The organism is Kitasatospora sp. NPDC092039 (assembly GCF_044756065.1).
Classification (GTDB): domain Bacteria; phylum Actinomycetota; class Actinomycetes; order Streptomycetales; family Streptomycetaceae; genus Kitasatospora.
On record NZ_JBIVSD010000003.1, the window covers coordinates 594527 to 613488 of the forward strand.

The window sequence follows — 18962 nt, forward strand, 5'->3', positions numbered from 1 at the left end:
TTGTTCTGCCAGTGGTTATGTCCGCCAAATCGGTCCAGTGTTGATCACCGCAAGCGAACCAAGAACGGGGCGCGTCCAGGTGCTCCTGCTGACGGGAGCGATGCACATGGTGGCCGTCGAACGCGTGAGGTCCGTCCGCCACTGGGAGGGCGTCTTCCCGGCGGATTCGGACGTGGTCCCCGTGGCGCGCCACACCATGCGGTCGGAGCTGAGGAAGTGGGGATGGGACGTGGACGGCGGCCGAGCCGGCGATCTGCTGCTCATCTTCACGGAGTTGGTCACGAACGCCATCCGGCACGGCAGCAGCCAGGGCGACGTCGTCGTGGTGCGACTGGACGAGCGCGGCGATACCTGCCGTGTCGAGGTCGAGGATTCCCGGCCCGACCGGCTGCTCCCCGAGGACTTCACCGCCTGCGGGGAACACGGCCGCGGACTGATCCTTGTCAACGGCCTGGCGCTCGCCGTGGGAGTGGCGACGGCGGCCACAACCAAGAGGGTATGGGCGAGCGTTCTCGCCGACGACGCGGCGGGAGCCACACGGTGAAACTCAGCAAACTCGCCCAGGTGTTCGCGCGGCGGCCTGCGACCGGTCGCCGACGGAGACCCGCACCGACGCATTCGGGCGCGGCACCGCAGCACCACCAAGCGGCCGGCCAGAACGTGTTCCTCCGGGATCGTCCCTGGACGCCGCCGCCGTTCTGGTGCACCGTCACCGCCTACTACCAGTACGGACAGCCGATGAAGCTGTGGAGCGGAGGTGCGGACAGCCCCCGCTTGGCCGTCCGGGCACTGCGCGCTCGCGTTCAGGCACTCGCTGTCGACCTCGACCTTTCCGAGGGCGAGGAGCAGCGTCTCTGGCTGGACACCCCGGCCGCCGAGGTGCGGGCAACCGAAGACCTGGCCAGGGGCCGCTCCCATGCCGTCGCGATCACCCACAACAAGGTCGTTTACATCATCAACGCCACCCCGTCCTCTCGCGCTGAGACCGGGACTGCGACTCACGACCTGTTCTGCTCGGCCTGACGGGAACAACGCCATGACATACACGAGACTCAGCCGCCCCCGACGGACCCCGGACTTCAACCGCGGCGCGACCTGGCTCGCCTCCGCGAACCGAGAACCCGGATCGGCCATCGAGCGATGGCGGGCGGGACAGCTCGCCGACATCGAGACCGGCCAACTGCTCAACGTCGTGCGGGTCGACGGCGTGGACCGTGGTGTGGCCGCACTCAAGGACCTGTGGCAGTCCGACGTGCCGGTCGGCCCGGTCCTGCACAACCGCGCCGACAGCTGCATCGAGTTCCTGGTTTCGACCCGGGCGGGCGCAGGGTGGGACATGCCGTACACGCACCTGATCGGCCGCTCCACGGACGAAGCCCAGCCGCGCACTGTCCCCATGCCGGCCCCCGGCATGCATCGGGTCTCGGGGAGGATCTGGCTCATCCTCCCGGACGGTGAACGACGACCGACCGACCTCCGAGACCTGGCGGTGGCCTTGCGGCACGCCGACGCCCGCCTGCGCCACGGCACCTCCTGAACTCCCGCTCCGGCCCCGGGCTACAGCCGGAGCGGGTACCTGGTCGGCCGTCTCGCACCCCGGCGAACGGCCCGGCCAGATGGGATCGGCGACGGCCGATCCCACGCTGACCGTCCCCAGGCGCGAGCGCGCGCAAGGTGGTGCTGCTGCGCCCCCTGGGGACGGTCAGCCCCAAGCCACGTCCACTTGATGCGCGACCAACACGGCTGGGGACGTCTCCCCGCGCTGCGGCTGATCGGAGCCGAATCGCTGCGCCCTGGCCGGCCTGGACGCGAAGCCGTCCTGGTCCGTGACCGGACGAACCACCCACGCCAGCAGGCTCGCACAAGTCCTGCTGCGGATCGCCGCGGCCATGCCCCGGCGAAGACACCGCGCTCACGCGCGTCGCACCGCATGTACCACCCATGGCGGCCGTCCGGGTCAGGGCCGCACCAATCAACTGACCACTACTCTCCAGGAGTCCAACCGTGCCCGACCCGTCGATCGAGGAACACGCATTCCTCAGCAACACGCGCACCGCAGCGCTCGTCCTCCCGGACGGCACGATGACCTGGTTGTGCCTGCCGGGTTTCGAGTCCCCTGCTGTCTTCGCGAGTCTCCTTGGCACTCCCGCGAACGGCTCCTGGCGAGTCGGCCCGGCCACGTACACCAAGACGCCGTCTGAGAGCCGGCGTTGCTACGTCGGCGACACCCTCGCCGTCGACCAGACCTGGGACACCGGCAGCGGCGTGTTGGAGGTGACCGACTTCCTGCCCGCCCCGGATGCCACCGGCTACGCGCCGCCGACGGTGGTCCGCATCGCCACCTGCCGCAGCGGCATGGTCCGCCTCGTCTCCGAATTCCGGCCCCGTCCCGCCTACGGCTCCCTGACCCCCGGCCTGGAGTACGTCGGCCCCGGCACGCCCCGCCTGCGCGTGACGGCCGGCAGCGACACCTACTGGCTGGACGGGCCCCGTCACACAGTCAACCTCGGTGGAAGTGCCTCGTGCGACATACCGCTGAAGGCCGGGCAGAGCCTGGTCTTCGTGCTGACGTGGACCAGCACGGGCAGCCCGGCGCCCGCCCGAGTGCCGGGTACCACGGCTCTGGAGGCGACCCAGCGGTACTGGACGCAGTGGGCGGCCGCCTGCACCTACGACGGTGCACACCGGGATGCCGTCCTGCGGTCGGCGCTCACGCTCAAGGGCCTATGCGACGTGAGAGGCGCCGCGGTCGCATCCCCGACCACGTCGCTGCCCGCACCCATCGGCGGCGTGCGCAACTGGGACTACCGCTACACGTGGCCGCGCGACACCGCGTGGATGATGCAGGCTCTCCTGTCCCTGGGATACACCGAGGAGCCCGCCGCCTACCGGGACTGGCTGACCACTCACCTCGACCTGGACGACCTCAAGCCCCTATACGGCCTCGATGGCGCCCCGGTGCCCGCCGAAGCGTCCCAGCCGCACCTGCGGGGCTACCGCGGCTCCAAGCCGGTCCGGGTCGGCAACGCTGCCGCCAACCAGCATCAGCTGGATGTGTACGGCGAACTCGCCGACCTCCTCGCACAGATGGACGACGCAGGCATCCCGCCCTGCCCGGACGCCGATCACCTGCTGCTCGCCCTGGCGCTGCAAGTCGAGGCGCTGTGGGGACAGCCCGACGACGGGATGTGGGAGAGCAGGGGCACACCGCGCCGCTACGTCTCCTCCCTCGTGTGGGCATGGGTGGCCCTCGACCGCGCCGTCCGTGTGCTGGGACGCCACGGCGCCGCCGACCAGGAGACCCTGCGAAGGCTGGCGGCCACCGCCGAGGCCATCCACGCCGAGGTGTGCGCCCGGGGATACGACGAGGAGCGCCGCACCTTCACCCAGTACCTCGACGGCTGCGACCTAGACGCCTCCCTCCTGCACATCGCCCGCGTCGGATTCCTGCCGCCGGACGACAAGCGGGTGTTGGGCACCGTCGAGGCAATCGAACGCGAACTCGGCGCGGGCGGCGGCATGCTGCTGCGCTACCCGACCCGCATCGAAGCGGCCGACAACGTGGACGGGCTGTCCGGCCACGAGGGAGCGTTCCTCGCCACCGCGTTCTGGATGGTCGAAGCCCTCGCCCTCGTCGGCAGGAACAGGGACGCCGAAGACCTGTTCGGCCGCCTGCTGGCGGTGCGCAGCGACCTCGGCCTCCTTGCCGAGCAGTACGACCCGGTCGAGAAGACCCACCTCGGCAACTACCCGCAAGGACTGTCGCACGACGGCCTGATCCGGGCCGCCCTCGCGCTCGGCACCGCCAGCACGGTCCCCGGGGCTGATGGCGACCTGGTGCTGGCGCTGGAGGGGTAGCGACTCCGCCTGGCCACCGTCGCCGCCTGCGGCACCCGTGACCTCCACGGGTCGCCACCTCACGGCAGGCCCCCGCGCTGCTGCGCCGAACGATCGGCGAGCAAGCGGCTCGCCGCAGAACCCCAGGCGGCAGCCCTCCCGACGACCTCTGCGGTGGGCCGCTGCCCGCCATCACGCGGCCCAGCCCCGACCGACCCCATCCCTACGAGGAACGCTGCTCATGACGATCACCGACACCATCGACCGCCTGTCCCCGGACGAGCGACGACTACTTGCCCAGATCGCCGACCTTCCGGCGCCGGACCTGGACGTCTACGCCGTCGCCGCCTCCACTGAGACACCCACCAGCCAGATACGCAAGTGGCTCGGAGAGCTCACGGCCAGGAACCTGCTGGAGCACGCCGGCGACGTCGCCGCCCGCGGCCCGGTGTACACGATCCGGCCGGAGGTGGCCGACCGGGCCCTGGCTCTCGCCGACGGGCCGGGTACCCGTACGGCTGTACTCCAGCGATACCTGGCGTACCTGACCACCACCGCCTACAACGCCGCTCGGGTCCTCACCCCCCATCACCGCGTGCTGGGGCACGCCAGTCGGCCCGAGCCCGCTGAGCCCGTCCGGTTCTCCATCAACCACGTGGCGCTCGCCTGGCTGGACTCGATGGCTGACGCGCTGCTCCCGGCGATCACCGCCGCCGCCAAGTACGGCGACTACCAGGCCGCGACCTGCGTACCCCACGCGGCTTGGCCGCTATTCCTCTACACCCGCCGCTACGAGCTGTGGATTCCCGTCCACCGTCAGGGCCTGGCCGCCGCCGAGCGCTGGGGCGACACTGTGGCCATCCGCGAGATGCTGGCTGCGCTCGCCGCTGGCCTGCGCGGTACCCACGACTTCGACGAGGCGATCTCCTGCCTCCAGCGCATGCGAACCCTCGCGGAAGGCGACCTCGGGGCAATCGCCCAGGCCAGCCTCGGCATCGGAGCGTGCCTGCACGCCGACGCCCGCTACGTGGAAGCCATGCCCCAGCTGATCGCTGCCGCTACCCGCTACACGCGGCTCGGCCACGCGCGCGGCCAGGCCCTCGCCTTGATCCTCATCGGATCGGCGCACGCCCGGCAGGGCAACCCCACCGCTGGCATACCGGTCCTCCAAGAGGCCTGCACGCTGCTCTCCGGCCTGACCGACCCGGACCCGCTCAACATCTCACGAGCGCTCGCCTACCTCGGGGAGGCCCACTCGTTGGCGGGCACCCACGACTTGGCCGCCAGCGCGCTCGTAAAGGCCCTGGAGCACTTCCGCTCCCTCCACGCCCCCCATTGGACCGCGCACACCATGGAGTTCCTGGGCCAAGCCGCCCTGCGCGCCGACCAACACCACGCAGCCATGGACTGGTACTCCACCAGCCTCGCCCAGTACACCGAACTCGGCAGCAGCCACGACACCGACCGCCTCCAGCGTCGCATCAGGTCGGCGACCCACCGGTGAGCAAACCGCCGGCAACTGCCGTGGCGCTGCCTCCGGCCCCGAGCCTCACCACGGAAGCATGAAGACCACCCTGCGCTTCCGACCGGGTCTCGTACACGGCCCGCAGCTGCGCTGTGCACGCCGCCTGCAAGCCATCCCGAACTCCACCAAGGCCGCCGGTCGGCCGCCCCACCGGCCCGCCGGGGACCGCCCGCCCGACCACGGAAAGATCCACAATGTTCACCATCCACAATGACGCCAACGCCACCACAGACGACGAGCGCCGCTACGAACGGCTGATGGAAGCCGCGATCCCGTTGGCCGGTGACCTCTCCCAGCTGCCGCTGCCCAGCCGAATCACCGTTCGCCTAGCGACCCCGGACCAGTTCGTGGCCTGGCAGACCGAGCACAACCAGCTGATGGTCGACAGGGGTATCGAATCCCTCGGGCTGGGGCGAGTGAAGCGTCGGCTGCTCAGGGCGACGACGATGCTGGCGGTCAAGACGAAGGGCAAGGCCATGGCCGAGAAGTTCGCCCCCGTGGTCCAGGGCGCGATCATCTTCCGCTCCGAGGGCCCGGTCCTCGTGGTCATGCCTGCCGCCCATGCCGAGTCCCGCGGTACCGACCGCTTCCTGACCTGCATCTTCGCTCACGAGATCACCCACCTCGCCCAGGCCGAGTTCAACCCGGCCCTCCCCTACGCCATGGTGCGGCTCGGCATCCGGGATCAGCTGGACCGCCGGCCCCAGGATGAATGCCGCTTCCCGTCCGCTGTCCTTGAGGGCCACGCCTCCTGGGTCCAGGCGAGGGCGTCCGAGCGGCTGTGCGGCGTCGCCACCTGCAATCGCCTGGACGGCGAGCCTGAGCCGACCGAGCTGTTCACCCGGCTCACCGCCGAGTCCCCCAGGGCGGACGCCTACGACCTCGGCGAGAAGTTCATCGTTGCCGTCCACACCTTCGGCGGCTTCCCGATGGTCGAGCGCCTCCTGAAGGACGAGGACTGGATGCCGACCAACCGGGAGATCCAGGACCCGGCCATCTGGTTGGATCGTCACCAGGACGCCTGAGCACGCATCGATTGAGGCGGTGGACGAAGACCGGCAGCTGCTCCTGAGGCAGCTGCCGCCGCCACCTCGGCTGCGCGCGCCACAGGGCCCGGGACGACACAAGAAAGGGCGCCCATCTACCGTCCCTCCTCGCCACCCAGCAGCGCGAGGAGGACGACGGTGGAGTTCATCGTGACAGCCGAGGATGTCGCCCGCCGTCTCGGTTACCCCACCCCGCTCGGCGACTTGGTACAGCAGCGCATCGAGGTCGCCCTCGAGGACGCCCAGGAGACCCTGACCGCGCACCTCGGCCGGCCGCTGCTGCCCGCGCAGTACACCGAGAGCGGTGTCCACGCCGGGGCAGACGGCTGGGTGCTCAGCCACGGCCCTCTCATCGCGGTGATCTCCGCCGTCCTGGACACGGGCACGTCGGGCCCCCTCGGTCTTCCGGCATACACCGTCACCTACACCGCCGGCATCGACGCCCGCACCGACCCGCAGACTGCCCCGCTGCGCCTGTGGGTCCGGGCGACCGCCTGTCACCACCCGCTGCTGGCCGACGCACCCGCGCGCCAGCGCCGGGTCGCCTCCGCCTCCGTGGAGGGCCAGTCGGTCACCTACGACACCGCGGCCGAGCCGCCGGTGGTGCTGGCGCCCCCGGACCTCGCCACCACCGACCGGTGGCGGCTGCGCGGCCGCAGGGTCTACCAGGCCCCGACCCGGCCGAACCCGCCCGGCCTCACCGTCGGGTCCTACCGCTCGGGTGGGCTGTGATGGCCGTCCTGCTTGCAGACAGACAGCTCGGCGTCCGTACCCGGGGCACGCCCATTCTGGATGCGCACGGCGCGGGGGTGACCGGGCCGCTCGGCCCGCTGCGGGGACCGTGGCCAGGCCGCGCCATGCCGCAGACCGACGGCACGTGGCACCTGGCCCTGGACGGGAAGGCCGGCCTCCTGCTGGTCGGCGACGTCGTGGTGGAGCCGTCCACCGGCACCGAGTGGACCGTCCTCGCTGCCGACCGGTTGGCGAACACCGACGACCCGTCACTGACCTACGTGCGGATCCAGGCGCGCGCCCGCGTCTCGGACGGCACCCGACCGGAAGGACACCCGTGATGGCACACCTCGAGCTGCCCTCGGACATCGCGCGCCGCCTGGCACCCCTCATGCTGCAACGCACCCAGCGTCTGGCCGAGGAAGTCGAGGAGGAAGCCCGGCGGCGAGCCCCGGCGGCCAAGACCTGGCACACCCAGGAAGATGGCCAAGCACGGCCCAGTCACCAGGCCGCCGACGGCCAGACCGTACCGGCGCCGATCCCCTTCTCTGTCGGGAATACCACGCTCGCCGGGCCTCGGGACGCTGATGGCCCGACCGAGGAGACGACAGGATGCCGGTGCACGGTCACCGAGGACCCGGAAGCTGTCGCTGAGACGATCTTGGCGGGTAAGGCCGCCATCAACGGCGAGCGTGTCCGTGCCACGGTCACCTGCGACTTCCCGCGAGCCGCCGAAGCCGAGTTCGCGCATGGCGACGGCACGCACTTCATGAGCGGCGCCGCCTCCCAGGTCGCCGCCCGGCACCGCTGACCGGCACTGCGGGCCACCGCGACTGCCTCTGGAGGGTCAGGCGGGGCGGACGGTACAGGCCAGGCCCTGCTTTCCTTCGCCCGGTCACCCCATCACCGTCCGAAGGAGCCGACATGGCCCAGCCTGACCGCGTCCGGATCGTCCTCGCCCACCACCTCACGCGCGAGGACAAGGACCTCCTGCCCGGCGACGAGATCGAAGTGCCGTACCACGAGGCCCGGCAGCTGATCAGCGCCGGATACGTCGCCAACGTGGACCCGGCCGATACGGACGCGGTGGCCAACGCCCTCGCGCCCGTGGTCGAGCCCAAGCCGGCCGTCGCCCGGCCGCCGGCGAACAAGGCAGCAGGGCAGGCAAGTGAGTGACCTGGCCTCCCTCGACGCCGAGGAGCTGGCCGTCGCCTGGCTGTCGGGGCACGCCGAGCTGACGAAGGTGCTCGGCGGCCCAGGCCGGGTCGGGGCCCGCAACGCCCCGCCCTACCCCCGGATCCGCATCACCCAGGTTCCCGGCGGCTCCGCGCCGGGCTGGCGTTGGATCGCCACCGTCCACCTCCAGGTCGAAGCGCTCGGCGACCTGGACCGGTCGACTCCCCGGCCCGTACTGCGTCGGGCGTTCGCCACCGCGGTCAAGGCTCTGCACGAGCTGGCCGAGCAGGGCGCGATGTCGGGCCGGCCGGTGGTGACCGCGGTACGGGCGCTGTCGGCGGGCGGGTGGCTGCCGGAACCGACCGGCCAGGCCCGCTACGTCGGCGTGGTCGCCCTGACCGCGCACCCGCCGGCCACCTGAAGCGCATTGCGCGAGTTGTGCGACAGCCTCACGCGCGGCGACGGCGCGACGCTACTGCTCGCAGCGGCCTACGGTCCAGCACGTCCCTGCCTGCCCGTGTTGAGGAGGATCGGCTGTGCCCGCGGAGAGCATGTTCGTTGCCCAGATGGCCCGCCTGTACCTGGCCGCGCCGGGTACGGCCGCGCCCACGGACCCGGTGACGGCGATGCCGACCGGTTGGAAGGAGGCCGGGCTGTTCAAACCGAGCAGCCTGGAGTGGAACACCGACCCGAAGTTCGAAGATCTCAAGTCCCATCAGCTGCGGTACGCGGCCCGCACCATCCAGACCGAGGACGCCGCGACCATCAAGGTCGAGCTTCAGGAGTGGAACGCGGGCAACATCATCGCGGTGTACGGCGGTGGCGAGGTCACGAGCGTCACCCAGAACGGCAAGACCTTCTACCGGTTCAACCCGCCGAAGGTGGGCGGGCGCAAGCAGTTCGCGGCGGTAGTTGAGCTGATCGACGGCGTGAAGCACTACCGGCGGATCGTGCCGCTGTGCGAGCAGGTCGCATCGGTGGCCCAGAAGTACCCCAACGACGCAGAAAGCACACTGCCGCTGGAGCTGAAGGTGATCGGAGGCGAGGCCGGCGACCCGTGGTACGACCTGACCGACGACCCCGGCTTCGCCCCGGCAGCAGCTTGAACTACCCGTGGTGGTAGTGGTGTTTGGGCTGTGCCCATTCGCAACCCCTGCGCCTACTGTGGATCACGTCGGGCAGCCCACCCCCCCTGGGGCCAGCCCGGCCCATGATGCCCCGTCCGATCCCCCCGGGCGGGGCATCGCCGTGTTTGCGGTGGGCTGGATGTGAGGCGGGACGGCCGGCCGGTATGACTCGACCGATCCGCCTAGTGCTACCTAACCAGTGCGACTTTTCGCTAGCTTGTAGTCGTACCCAGTGAGTGATACTTTCGGGGTGTGGCGAAAGTATCGGTCTCTATCCCGGACGCACTCCTTGGGCGAGCACAGGCCCTCCATCAGCACGACAGCGTGAGTCAGCTCGTGCAGAAGGGCTTGGCGCTCCTCGCTCCGGAGGCTGAAAAGCTAGACCGTCCGGAGTGGGCGAAAGCTCGCATTGCGGCGGCGGCCAACCGGTTCCGAGCCGCGGCCCGGCAGGACTACGAGGACGGGTACCGCGCGGGTATCGAGCTGGCCGAGCAGGCGCCCTGGGACTGGGTGCTCTGGCTCGAACGGCGGCAGTTCAACATCTCCTACCTCTTGTCCGTCCACTCGCGCGTGGAGCATCGGCCGGAGGATGGTGGTGCTGAGGTGGAGTACATGACGGCCTGCCGGTCGGGGTCTTGGCCATCCGAGTGGCACCTGGCTCTCTTCCAGGTATTCCGTGCCGAGCTGGCCCCACCGGGGGAGGAGGACTGCCCTTACCGCAGTGATCAGTTCCTCGCCGGTTTCGGGCAGGCTTTCCGGGACGTCTGGGATGCGGTCAACATGTCCGTTGACTAGCGACCGTGCCATGGAGTGCAAGCTGACACTTCGCTCCTAAGAACCCCGCCTACCCCTCGCAGTGCTTCCGACGGCTACCAGCGAGGGGTGGCGGTTGCAGTACCCATCTGAACCAAGCCAGAAAGGTACCCAGTGAGCATTATCGCGCGTCGTTCCCAGGAGAGCCACGTGCTCTCCTCCGAGTACGTCTTGCCCGGCCGGATCACACAGGCCGTCCGGGACCGGGCCGCGACCGACGGCCTTCCGGTGGTCCTCCTCAGCGTCCTCGTGTACGGAACCGTCCAGGGCCTGTCGGCCGGGCAGGTGATGTTGCTGACGGCCGAGGTTTCCCTGTTCGTGGTCGCCGAGCGCTGGTGGAGGGCCCGGCGAGCTTAGCCACCGTGCCCAGCGCTACCACTTAACCCGTAGGAGGGGCCGCCGGTACGCCGGCGGTCCTGCCCGGGTTGATCGCGGTCTACAACCGCACCCGTGCTGCTCTCTGCACTCGGTGTTGGGCGCGACGCTAACCGGCGTCGGCTCTTACGGTCTGCGGCGTTCCGTTGCCGACAGACCGAGGAGCCGACGTGGTCGGGATTGACCTGGACGCCGCTCGTGAGCGCCGTCTGGCCGCTGCTGCCGAGAAGGCCTTTCTCGCCAAGGCCGAGTACACGGTCGGCGAGGAGCCGCTGATCTTCGGGGGCACCACCGTGGCGATGCTGCCGGCCGAGCTGCCGCTCGCGGTGTGGGAGCCGCTGATCGGCATCCCGTACCTGCCGCTGCTGCTGCGCTCCCTGGTGGAAGCCGCGCAGACACAGGGCGACGAGCAGTCCGAGGCCGCGAGCCTGATCGTGGACGTGCTCGGCTCGGAGCCGAGCCTGCCGTCCGACCTGCTCGCCGCGGCCGCCGAGATGGGCCGCCGTCTGCTCGGACACGACGGGTTTGCCCGGCTGATGGAGCAGCGCCCCAGCCACCCGGACATCTTTGAGCTGGTGCGTGCCGTCTGGGCGAAGTACTTCCCGGGTGGGAGCCTGGGGGAACTCATGGGGCCGTCCGGCTCGCCTTCGGGCGCTGGGACGACCTCGAAGCCGACTTCCAGCGGTACTACCATCTCGACGCCCGCGGTGTCTGGCGACGGCCCGGTGACCCTGGATTCGTCGGGACCCGGCGCTTCCTGACCCTGATGCGGGGGCTGCCTGCCGAGGCCCTGCTGCGGCGAGATGGGGCGGAGATCGGTGCTGACCGCTGGGGTCTGACGCAGGAACTGCTGGCGCAGCTGGTCGAGCTGGTATCGGTGGTGGCGGCGGAGCACCGCCTGCGGCGGCCGGTCGAGCTGCCGCGTCCGGCCCACCTGAGCGCTGGCCGCGAGTACGAGCGGGACGTGCAGGGCATGGCCCGCGCGGTCGCCGTGCTGCGCCGCAGCGGGAAGGCGGCCAGCCGTGGCTGAGGAGATCGACTCCGGCCGTCTCGTTGTCGAGGTCGTCGCCGACTCGTCGGGGTTCGCGGCGAATGCCCGAGCGCGCGTCGATGCGGCAGTGCGCAACCTGCGGGCCAAGGTCCGGTTGGACCCGGACGCCTCCGGGCTGCGCGAGCGCGTCGAAGCTGCTGCGCAGGCCGCCCGCGCCCGGATCGAGGTCGCGGTCGACTTCGACGCTTCTGGGCTGCGTGAACGCGTCCGGGCTGCTGTCGAAGCGGCCGCGGCCAGCGTCAAGGTCGACCTCGACGTCGAGACGGCCGGGCTGCGCTCCCGCGTCGAGGAAGCGCTGGCCGGCCTGTCGGTGCGCGTGAGGGTCGACGTCGATACCGCCGCCGCGACCAGCCGCCTCGTGGCCTTCCGCACCCTCGCGTCCCGGCCGGTCGACGTCCCGATCAACGCTGGCGGTGGCAGCGGGGGGCTGGCCCAAGCGGCACAGGGCCTCGGCTCCACCGTCGCCGGGCTGGTCCGCTTGCCCGCGATGGCCTCCGGGGCGCTCGCCCTCGGCCAGGCCCTCACCCAGGTCGCCGCCGGGCTGTTCGCGATGGGTGCGGCCGCCGCGCCTGCGGTCGGTCTGCTCGGTGCCCTTCCTGGCGCGGCGACCGCCGCGGTGCAGGGCGCTGGCACCCTGCTGGCCGCGTTCAGCGGCATTGGTGCCGCGGTCAAGGCACTCGGCCAGGCGGACAAGCAGTCTGCCGGGGCCTCGTCCGCTTCCGCGCAGGCCCGGCAAGCCGCCGCCGATCGGGTGGCGGACGCGCAGCGCCGTCTCGGCGCCGCCCAACGCGACAGCGACGAGCAGGCGCTTCGCGGCGCCGAACAGGTCGCGCAGTCCCGGCGCCGTCTGGCCGATGTCCAAGAGCAGGCGGCGGCATCGGTTGCCGCCGCCGACCGACAGCTGGCGGCGGCGGAACTCACGGTCACCCGCGCCCACCAGGCCGCCGCGCAGGCGCAGCAGGCACTGAACGACGCCCGGCAGGCCGCGCAGCGCACCCTGGAGGACCTGAACCGGGACGCGGCCCGCGGGCCCCTGGAAGAGCAGAAGGCGCTGCTCTCCCTAGAGCAGGCCCGCGCCCGGCTCAACCAGGTCAACGTCTCTCCGTTTTCGTCGGAGACGGACCGGCGTGAAGCCCAGATCTCCTACCAGGAGGCGGTCAACCAGCTCGAGGACGTTCGTATCCGCAACCGGCGGCTCGCCGAGGATGTCAAGAAGGTCAACCAGCAGGGTGTCGAGGGCAGTGACCAGGTCACCTCCGCGAAGGAACAGCTCGCCCGCGCCCAGGAGGCCGAGCAGGATGCGGTCCGGGGCGTCGAGGACGCCGAGCAGCAGTCTGCCCGCGCCCGCGTTCAGGCTCTGCGCGAGGTCCAGGATGCGCACGCCGACCTCGACAAGTCCGTCCGCGAAGCGCAGGGCCAGCAGCTGCGTTCCGCCGAGCAGGTGGCGGACGCCCAGCGGGATGTCGCCCGCGCGGTGCGGGACCAGTCCCAGGCGCTGAACACTGCTGCCGGGGCCGCCAGCGCCGCTGAGCAGGCACTCGCCGCACTCTCCCCGGCGGGACGGCGCTTCGCCCAGTTCATCTCCGGCACGGTGCAGCCGGCTCTCCGCAGGCTGCGGGACACCGCGCAGGGAGCCCTGCTGCCTCCTCTGGAGATAGCGATCAGCCGCGGCCTCACCCTGCTACCGATCTTCAACCGGGCGATCGGTGACACCGGTCAGGTACTCGGGCAGGCCGCCCTGCGAGGCGCGGAGATGGCCACCTCCGGACCGTGGCGGGCGGACCTGGCGCAGGTCGCCTCGACCAACACTCGGGTCATCGGCTCGTTGGCGAACGCCGGGCTGAGCGCGGCCGACGGGCTGCGCAACATCACGGTTGCCGCCGCACCGTTGCTGGAACGCCTCGCCCGTGCCGTTGAACGCGGTCTCGCGCTGGCCGCCGCGTTCATCCAGGCCCGCCGCGACGGCGGTCAGCTCAGCGCGTTCTTCCAACGTGCCGGGGACACCGGCGCGCAGCTGTGGGGAATCCTGCGGGACATCGCCCTCGGCGTCTTCAACATCGGGCGCGCCGCCGCCCCCGCCGGACAGCAGCTCCTCACCTCGCTGTCTGCTGCAGCAAAGTCGTTCCGCACGCTCACCGGAGAGGGTGAAACCCAGGCCAAGCTCGCCGGGTACTTCGCCAACACCGTCCCCGTGCTGCAGGAAGTCGGGCGGCTGGTGGCGGCCCTCGGCATCGCCTGGTTCAACTTCACCAACAACCCGGCGTTGGCGCCGCTGATCGCCCGGCTGCGCACCGAGGTGCTGCCTGCCGTCATGCAGCTGGCCGGATCGCTCGGCAACGGCCAGCTGTGGGAGCAGCTCCTCGGGCTGCTCTCCTCCATCGTGGGCATCGCCGCCCAGCTCGGCGGCCTCGGCAACACCTTGTCCGGGTTCCTGTTCGTCATCCAGGCCGTCGCCTCTGCCGTGCAGCTGCTGCTGTCGATCCCCGGCATGGGCGCCTTCGTGTCGGCGCTGCTGACGATCGCCGGCGTCGCGGGCGGGGTCATGGCCGTGGGCAACGCGATCGGCGCTGTTCGCGGCGCGCTGACCCTGCTGTCCGCCAACCCGATCATGCTGATCGTTGCTGCGGCCGCCGCCCTGGTGCTGGCGTTCACCACCGCCTACCAGAAGTCCGAGTGGTTCCGCAGTGCCGTCAACGGGGCGATCAGCGGCCTCGCCGACGGCGTGCGCTTCGCGCTCGACAGCATGGTGTCCTTCGCGGCCTGGTCGTGGGGCAAGCTCACCGGGATCTTCGCCCCGCCTATCCGCTTCCTGGTCAACACCGTCTACGACGGCGGGATCAGGCGGGCCTGGAACTGGATCGCCGACAGCTTCGGGCTCGGCAAGCTGCCGTCGTTCACCGTCGGGTTCGCCCGAGGCGGTGTCGTGCCCGGCTACGCGCCCGGCCGTGACACAGTGCCCGCCATGCTCTCTCCCGGGGAGGGCGTACTGGTGCCGCAGGCCGTACGCCAGCTCGGCGGAGAAGGGGGCATCACCGCCCTCAACGACGCTGCCCGCGCCGGGCGCCTCGCAGACGCCGGCGCGCCCGTGCAGGGCTTCTTCCTCGGCGGCCTCGTAGACGGCGCGTTCGACAAGCTGCGCGGCTGGGCCGCCGGAGCCCTGGGCAAGGCTCTCAATCCCGTGCGGTCCTGGTTCAACTGGATGCCTGACAACGCGTGGGGCGGCATGCTGCGCGGCATGGTCAACCGGGCCGTCGACGGTGTGCTGGCCTTCGTGCGCGGCTACGCCACCGGGGGAGTGGTGCCCGGCTACGCGCCCGGCCAGGACAGCGCCCTGGCCCGGCTCAGCCCCGGCGAAGGTGTCCTGACGCCGCAGGCCGTGAGAGGACTCGGCGGCGGCGGGGCCGTCAGCGCGATCAACGCCGCCCGCGGCCAGCTCGCCACCGACGGCGGCCAGGGCCAGTGCATCGGCACCGTCATCTCACCCGGAGCGATCGTGCAGTACATCACCAACCCGCAGCCTGAGACGCCGGGGGAGACCGTCAACAACCGGCTGCGCGCGCTCGCGAGCTTCGGCCTGTTCGACAAGGAGAGCGCCTGATGGCCCGCGAGCGCTGGCTGGTGGACGGCTACGACCTCACCGACGGCCTGGTGCGCGACATCGAGTACCGGGCCGGGCTGATCGGCACCCCCGCGGTCGTCGGAGCGAACGCCACCGTCCCGAACCGCATCGGGGAGTTGTGGCGGCCCAAGCGCCACGGCCCCGGCAAGTTCACTCTCACCGTGTGGCTGGCGCCCACCAAGGGCGGGTGGCAGGACGTCGAAGCGGCGTGGGAAGACCTGCTGCGCGCTGTCGCCCGCCCGCACCGGCTGCTCACCTTCGAACGGCACACTGCCGCGGGCCAGGTGCGCCGCTGCGAAGGCGAGGTGCTGTCCGCGCTCACCCCGACGCCGCTGGGCCAGAGCGGCATGCGCATCAGCCTGGAGGTCAACGTGCCCGCCGGATACTGGGTGTCCGCCGACACCAGCACCCAGGCGACCGCCCCCGGCACGCCCGTGCCCCAAGACCTCCCGCTGACCGCGTTCTCCGACGCCACCGCGCCCATGGAGCAGCTCGCCTATCTGCTCACCGGCCCGATCACCGCCCCGACCGTCACCGACACCACTGACGGGACTGGTGGCGACGCCTTCACCTACACCGGGCAGATCGGCGCCGGGCAGAGCCTCACCGTAGACGCCGCCACCTGGCAGCTGACCGGCAGTGGAGGCTTCGTCCCCGACCCGGGGCGCCTGACCAACACCGGGGCGGCCTTCCTGCGCCTGGCCGCCGGCCGCCCCGGCAAGCCGCCAAGCGTGCGCCTCACCGGAACCAACACCGGGCCCACCACCCAGCTCGCCGTCACCGGCCGCCGCGCCTACCTGACCTGACAGGAGAACCACCGTGGCTGTCCACCTGCGCGTCTCAAGCCCGAGCGGCAGCCTGCTCGGGCTGCTGCCCTACCCCGCCGACCTCAAGACGCAGGCCGAGCACAACGGCCCCGGCGCACTGACCTTCACCTACCCGCGCAACGGCCCGGGCGCCGGTCTGCTGTCCGGGGACGACCCGCGGATCTCCCTCGTCATCGACGGCGTCGAGCAGCCTGAGCGGTACCTGCTGGAGGACGACGGCGACGACCCGGCCGACGACGTGGGTGCGGCTCGGCCGGTCCAGGTCGGGTGCCGGGGCGCCCTTGCCCTGCTGGAGCGCGCCGTGATCTACCCGGTCGGCCACACGCCGGGCAAGGCCGTGCAGGGGCTGGACGCGCACTTCCCGTTCGTCAACGCCACCCCCGGGGCCGTTCTCGCCACCCTGCTGCAGCGCGCCCAGGCCCGCGGCGCCCTGCCCGAGATCAGCTGGGACTTCACCTCCGCCGCCGACAGCGCCGGCCGCTCCTGGCCCACGACGTACACCGTCCAGTACGACGCCGGAGGTGACCTGCTTAAGACCGTCGCCTCGATCACCGGCGCGGGGTGGGCCGACGTGCGGATGGAGGGCTACCGCCTGCACGCCTACGTGCCCGAAACCGTGTGTGCCACCGATCACCCCGGCATCGTCCTGTACCTGGGCCGGGACGTGCTGAAGGGCCCCCGGCAGCGCTCCCGCCGCTCGGTGCGCTCCCACCTGCTCGCTGCCGGCGACGCCGGCAACCTGGCCGAGGTCGTGGACTCCACCGCCGCGGCCCGCTACGGCCGCCGTGAGGCCTTCGACGGCCGCGGGGGCATCACCGATGCCGCCACCCTGGCCGAACTCGCCCGTGTCACCCTCGGCGGCATGGTGGCCGCCGCCGAGGGCTTCACCATCGAACTCGACCCGACCGCCACCCAGCACCGACCCGGCATCGACTACCGGCCCGGGGACTACATCCGCTACGACCAGCGGCGCACCAGCCCGACAGAGCTGGAGCCGCTGCGGGTGCGCACCATCGCCACCACGTACGACGACTCCGGCCAGCCCAGTAGCAGCCTCGAGCTCAACGACATCTTCGTGGAGCAGCGCATCCGGGTGCAGCGGCAGCTGGACGCCCTCACCAACGGCTCCGCGACGGCCTCCCGCACGCCGCTGCCGCCGCTTGGCGACCGCAACGACACCATCGCCCCGAAGCAGCCAGACGCGGTGCTGCTCGGCTCCTGGGCCTACCTGGACCGGGACGGGCAGCAGCACGCCGCGCTGGCCGTGTCCTGGCCCGCAGTGACGCAGAACGCCGACGGCACCGCGTACGACGACGCCGGCAACTATTACGTCTCCTACCTGCTGCCCGGCCTGCGGATCGCGGCGCAGGATCCGCAGTGGTCCCCGGAACAGGCCGTCAACGGCACCATCGCCCACTACGACCAGCTCCCGGCCGGCCAGCGTGTCCAGGCCCGGGTGCGCACCGTGGACGCCTCCGGGAACTCCTCCACCTGGCGGCTGTCGGAGGAGATCATCCTCGCCAGCGACACCACGCCGCCCCCGGTGCCGTCGAAGCCCGCGGTGACCTCGCTGATTGGCGCGCTGCGGGCGGTGTGGGACGGGCACGGGGCGCAGGGCGAGGAAATGCCCGCGGACTTCGCAGAGTTGGAGGTGCACGCCTCCACGGCAGCCGGCTTCGTCCCCAGCGCGGCGACGATCGTCGACCGGCTCGCCGGAGCGGCCGCCGCCCCGATCACCGGCCTGACCTACGGCACCACCTACTACGTCAAGTTCGTCGCCCGTGACCGGGCGGGCAACGCCTCCCAGCCTTCCGCCGAGGCCTCCGCCGCTCCGACCGTCGTCATCAGGTCCGACCTCGCAGACCAGATCATTGGCACCGCCCAGCTCGCCGACGCCACAATCATCGGCGCGAAGATCGCGCTCGCCACCATCCAGGACGCCAACATCGGCACCGTCTCCGCGAGCAAGCTGACCGTCGGCACGCTCAACGCGGACGTCTCGGTGTCCGCCCGCATCAAGACCGCCGACACCGGCGCGCGGGTCGAGCTGAACTCCGGCGGCCTCGAGGCGTGGAACGCCAACGGGGTGAAGACCGTCTCCGTCTCCGCCTCCACCGGCGACGTGCGGATCGTCGGTGGCCTCTCCAGCGGAACGACCGGGCAGCGGATCGAGATCAACCCCAGCGGAGGCCTCCCGGAGATCCGCTTCTTCCCCACCGACGGCAACAACTACGCGTTCATCAACGCGGTCGGCGGGAACAACGGCGCGGCGTACATCGGGCTGAACAGCGGGAGTTTCCCGCACAACGGGCAGCCAACGGCCTACCGGCTCTACCTGACCGAGTACAGCTCCGCACTGGAGACCATCCGCACCGACACCCAGAAGCCGTGGGGCGGCACCGTCCGTATGAACGCGGGCGAAGGCGCCGCGCTCGCCTACACCGTCGAGGACACGCTCCACGGCTATGTGATCGCATCGCAGGCAGGTGCCCAGTTCGGCCGGCGCAACGAGGACGGCAGCTACAGCGAACTGTGGCTCGACAGCTCGGCGCTGCAGTACAGCGGTACTTTCCCGAACTACTGGTACACCAAGCCTGACCGCGGCCTGTTCACCGGCACGGTGGGGATGACCAACTGGACGGCCATGTCGCTCTCCTACGGACCGACGATGACGTCGCCGATGGTACCGATCGTCACCCTGCGGGACTGGCAGGCGATCCGAGCGTGGCAGGTCACCGCATCCAGCCTCACCGGCTTCACCACCACCCTCGCCGCCGCCAGTACCGACGGCTCCGTCGGTTTCTGGTGCTACCGCATCTGACAGGAACGGAGAT

19 protein-coding genes are annotated in these 18962 nt (G+C 71.1%); all 19 read left to right on the forward strand.

The genetic code is table 11. The features are described 5' to 3' along the window. The first annotated feature begins 106 nt into the window (after window positions 1-106). The 19 genes from ACIQI7_RS09020 to ACIQI7_RS09110 all read left to right on the forward strand — a co-directional run bounded on the left by ACIQI7_RS09020 (window position 107) and on the right by ACIQI7_RS09110 (window position 18949). Window positions 107-544 carry an ATP-binding protein gene (locus ACIQI7_RS09020; protein ID WP_401106614.1) on the forward strand — a complete coding sequence of 146 codons (438 nt, stop codon included), beginning with the start codon at window positions 107-109 and terminating at the stop codon, window positions 542-544. After that, window positions 541-1023: a hypothetical protein gene (locus ACIQI7_RS09025; RefSeq protein ID WP_401106617.1), complete on the forward strand. Its 483-nt coding sequence runs from the start codon at window positions 541-543 to the stop codon at window positions 1021-1023. The genes ACIQI7_RS09020 and ACIQI7_RS09025 overlap by 4 nt, the downstream gene beginning before the upstream one ends. 13 nt (window positions 1024-1036) lie before the next feature. After that, on the forward strand, window positions 1037-1537 hold the full coding sequence (locus tag ACIQI7_RS09030; protein ID WP_401106620.1) for a hypothetical protein: 501 nt from the start codon (window positions 1037-1039) through the stop codon (window positions 1535-1537). 467 nt (window positions 1538-2004) lie between these two features. Continuing rightward, entirely contained in the window at window positions 2005-3858 is a 1854-nt protein-coding gene (locus tag ACIQI7_RS09035) for a glycoside hydrolase family 15 protein (RefSeq protein WP_401106623.1), read from the forward strand. 220 nt (window positions 3859-4078) lie between these two features. After that, window positions 4079-5341, forward strand: a complete 1263-nt coding sequence (locus ACIQI7_RS09040) for a tetratricopeptide repeat protein (protein WP_401106626.1) — start codon at window positions 4079-4081, stop codon at window positions 5339-5341. Window positions 5342-5556: 215 nt separating this feature from the next. Beyond that, window positions 5557-6387 (forward strand): hypothetical protein, encoded by an 831-nt coding sequence (locus tag ACIQI7_RS09045; protein WP_401106628.1) that lies wholly within the window; start codon window positions 5557-5559, stop codon window positions 6385-6387. Between the two features lie 171 nt (window positions 6388-6558). After that, window positions 6559-7140 carry a hypothetical protein gene (locus ACIQI7_RS09050; protein WP_401106630.1) on the forward strand — a complete coding sequence of 194 codons (582 nt, stop codon included), beginning with the start codon at window positions 6559-6561 and terminating at the stop codon, window positions 7138-7140. A 125-nt stretch (window positions 7141-7265) separates the two neighbouring features. Further along, a complete protein-coding gene (locus ACIQI7_RS09055; RefSeq protein WP_401106633.1) occupies window positions 7266-7481 on the forward strand; it encodes a hypothetical protein in 216 nt (71 codons plus the stop codon). After that, window positions 7481-7951 carry a hypothetical protein gene (locus ACIQI7_RS09060; protein ID WP_401106636.1) on the forward strand — a complete coding sequence of 157 codons (471 nt, stop codon included), beginning with the start codon at window positions 7481-7483 and terminating at the stop codon, window positions 7949-7951. The genes ACIQI7_RS09055 and ACIQI7_RS09060 overlap by 1 nt, the downstream gene beginning before the upstream one ends. Before the next feature lie 113 nt (window positions 7952-8064). Beyond that, entirely contained in the window at window positions 8065-8316 is a 252-nt protein-coding gene (locus tag ACIQI7_RS09065) for a hypothetical protein (protein ID WP_401106639.1), read from the forward strand. Then, window positions 8309-8737, forward strand: a complete 429-nt coding sequence (locus tag ACIQI7_RS09070; protein WP_401106642.1) for a hypothetical protein — start codon at window positions 8309-8311, stop codon at window positions 8735-8737. Before ACIQI7_RS09065 ends, ACIQI7_RS09070 begins: the two co-directional genes overlap by 8 nt. A gap of 115 nt (window positions 8738-8852) precedes the next feature. Further along, complete coding sequence (locus ACIQI7_RS09075) at window positions 8853-9422, forward strand: hypothetical protein (RefSeq protein WP_401106644.1); 570 nt, start codon at window positions 8853-8855, stop codon at window positions 9420-9422. Window positions 9423-9767: 345 nt separating this feature from the next. Further along, window positions 9768-10238 (forward strand): hypothetical protein, encoded by a 471-nt coding sequence (locus ACIQI7_RS09080; RefSeq protein ID WP_401106647.1) that lies wholly within the window; start codon window positions 9768-9770, stop codon window positions 10236-10238. Between the two features lie 132 nt (window positions 10239-10370). Then, window positions 10371-10613: a hypothetical protein gene (locus ACIQI7_RS09085; RefSeq protein ID WP_401106650.1), complete on the forward strand. Its 243-nt coding sequence runs from the start codon at window positions 10371-10373 to the stop codon at window positions 10611-10613. Window positions 10614-10801: 188 nt separating this feature from the next. After that, window positions 10802-11392 carry a hypothetical protein gene (locus ACIQI7_RS09090; protein WP_401106652.1) on the forward strand — a complete coding sequence of 197 codons (591 nt, stop codon included), beginning with the start codon at window positions 10802-10804 and terminating at the stop codon, window positions 11390-11392. Window positions 11393-11397: 5 nt separating this feature from the next. Next, a complete protein-coding gene (locus ACIQI7_RS09095; protein ID WP_401106655.1) occupies window positions 11398-11661 on the forward strand; it encodes a hypothetical protein in 264 nt (87 codons plus the stop codon). Further along, window positions 11654-15280, forward strand: a complete 3627-nt coding sequence (locus ACIQI7_RS09100) for a hypothetical protein (RefSeq protein WP_401106658.1) — start codon at window positions 11654-11656, stop codon at window positions 15278-15280. Before ACIQI7_RS09095 ends, ACIQI7_RS09100 begins: the two co-directional genes overlap by 8 nt. Continuing rightward, the gene (locus tag ACIQI7_RS09105) at window positions 15280-16107 is read left to right on the forward strand and encodes a hypothetical protein (protein ID WP_401106661.1); all 828 of its coding nucleotides are present in this window, start codon (window positions 15280-15282) and stop codon (window positions 16105-16107) included. Before ACIQI7_RS09100 ends, ACIQI7_RS09105 begins: the two co-directional genes overlap by 1 nt. Window positions 16108-16120: 13 nt before the next feature. Then, a complete protein-coding gene (locus ACIQI7_RS09110) occupies window positions 16121-18949 on the forward strand; it encodes a hypothetical protein (RefSeq protein WP_401106662.1) in 2829 nt (942 codons plus the stop codon). The last annotated feature ends 13 nt before the right edge of the window (window positions 18950-18962 follow it).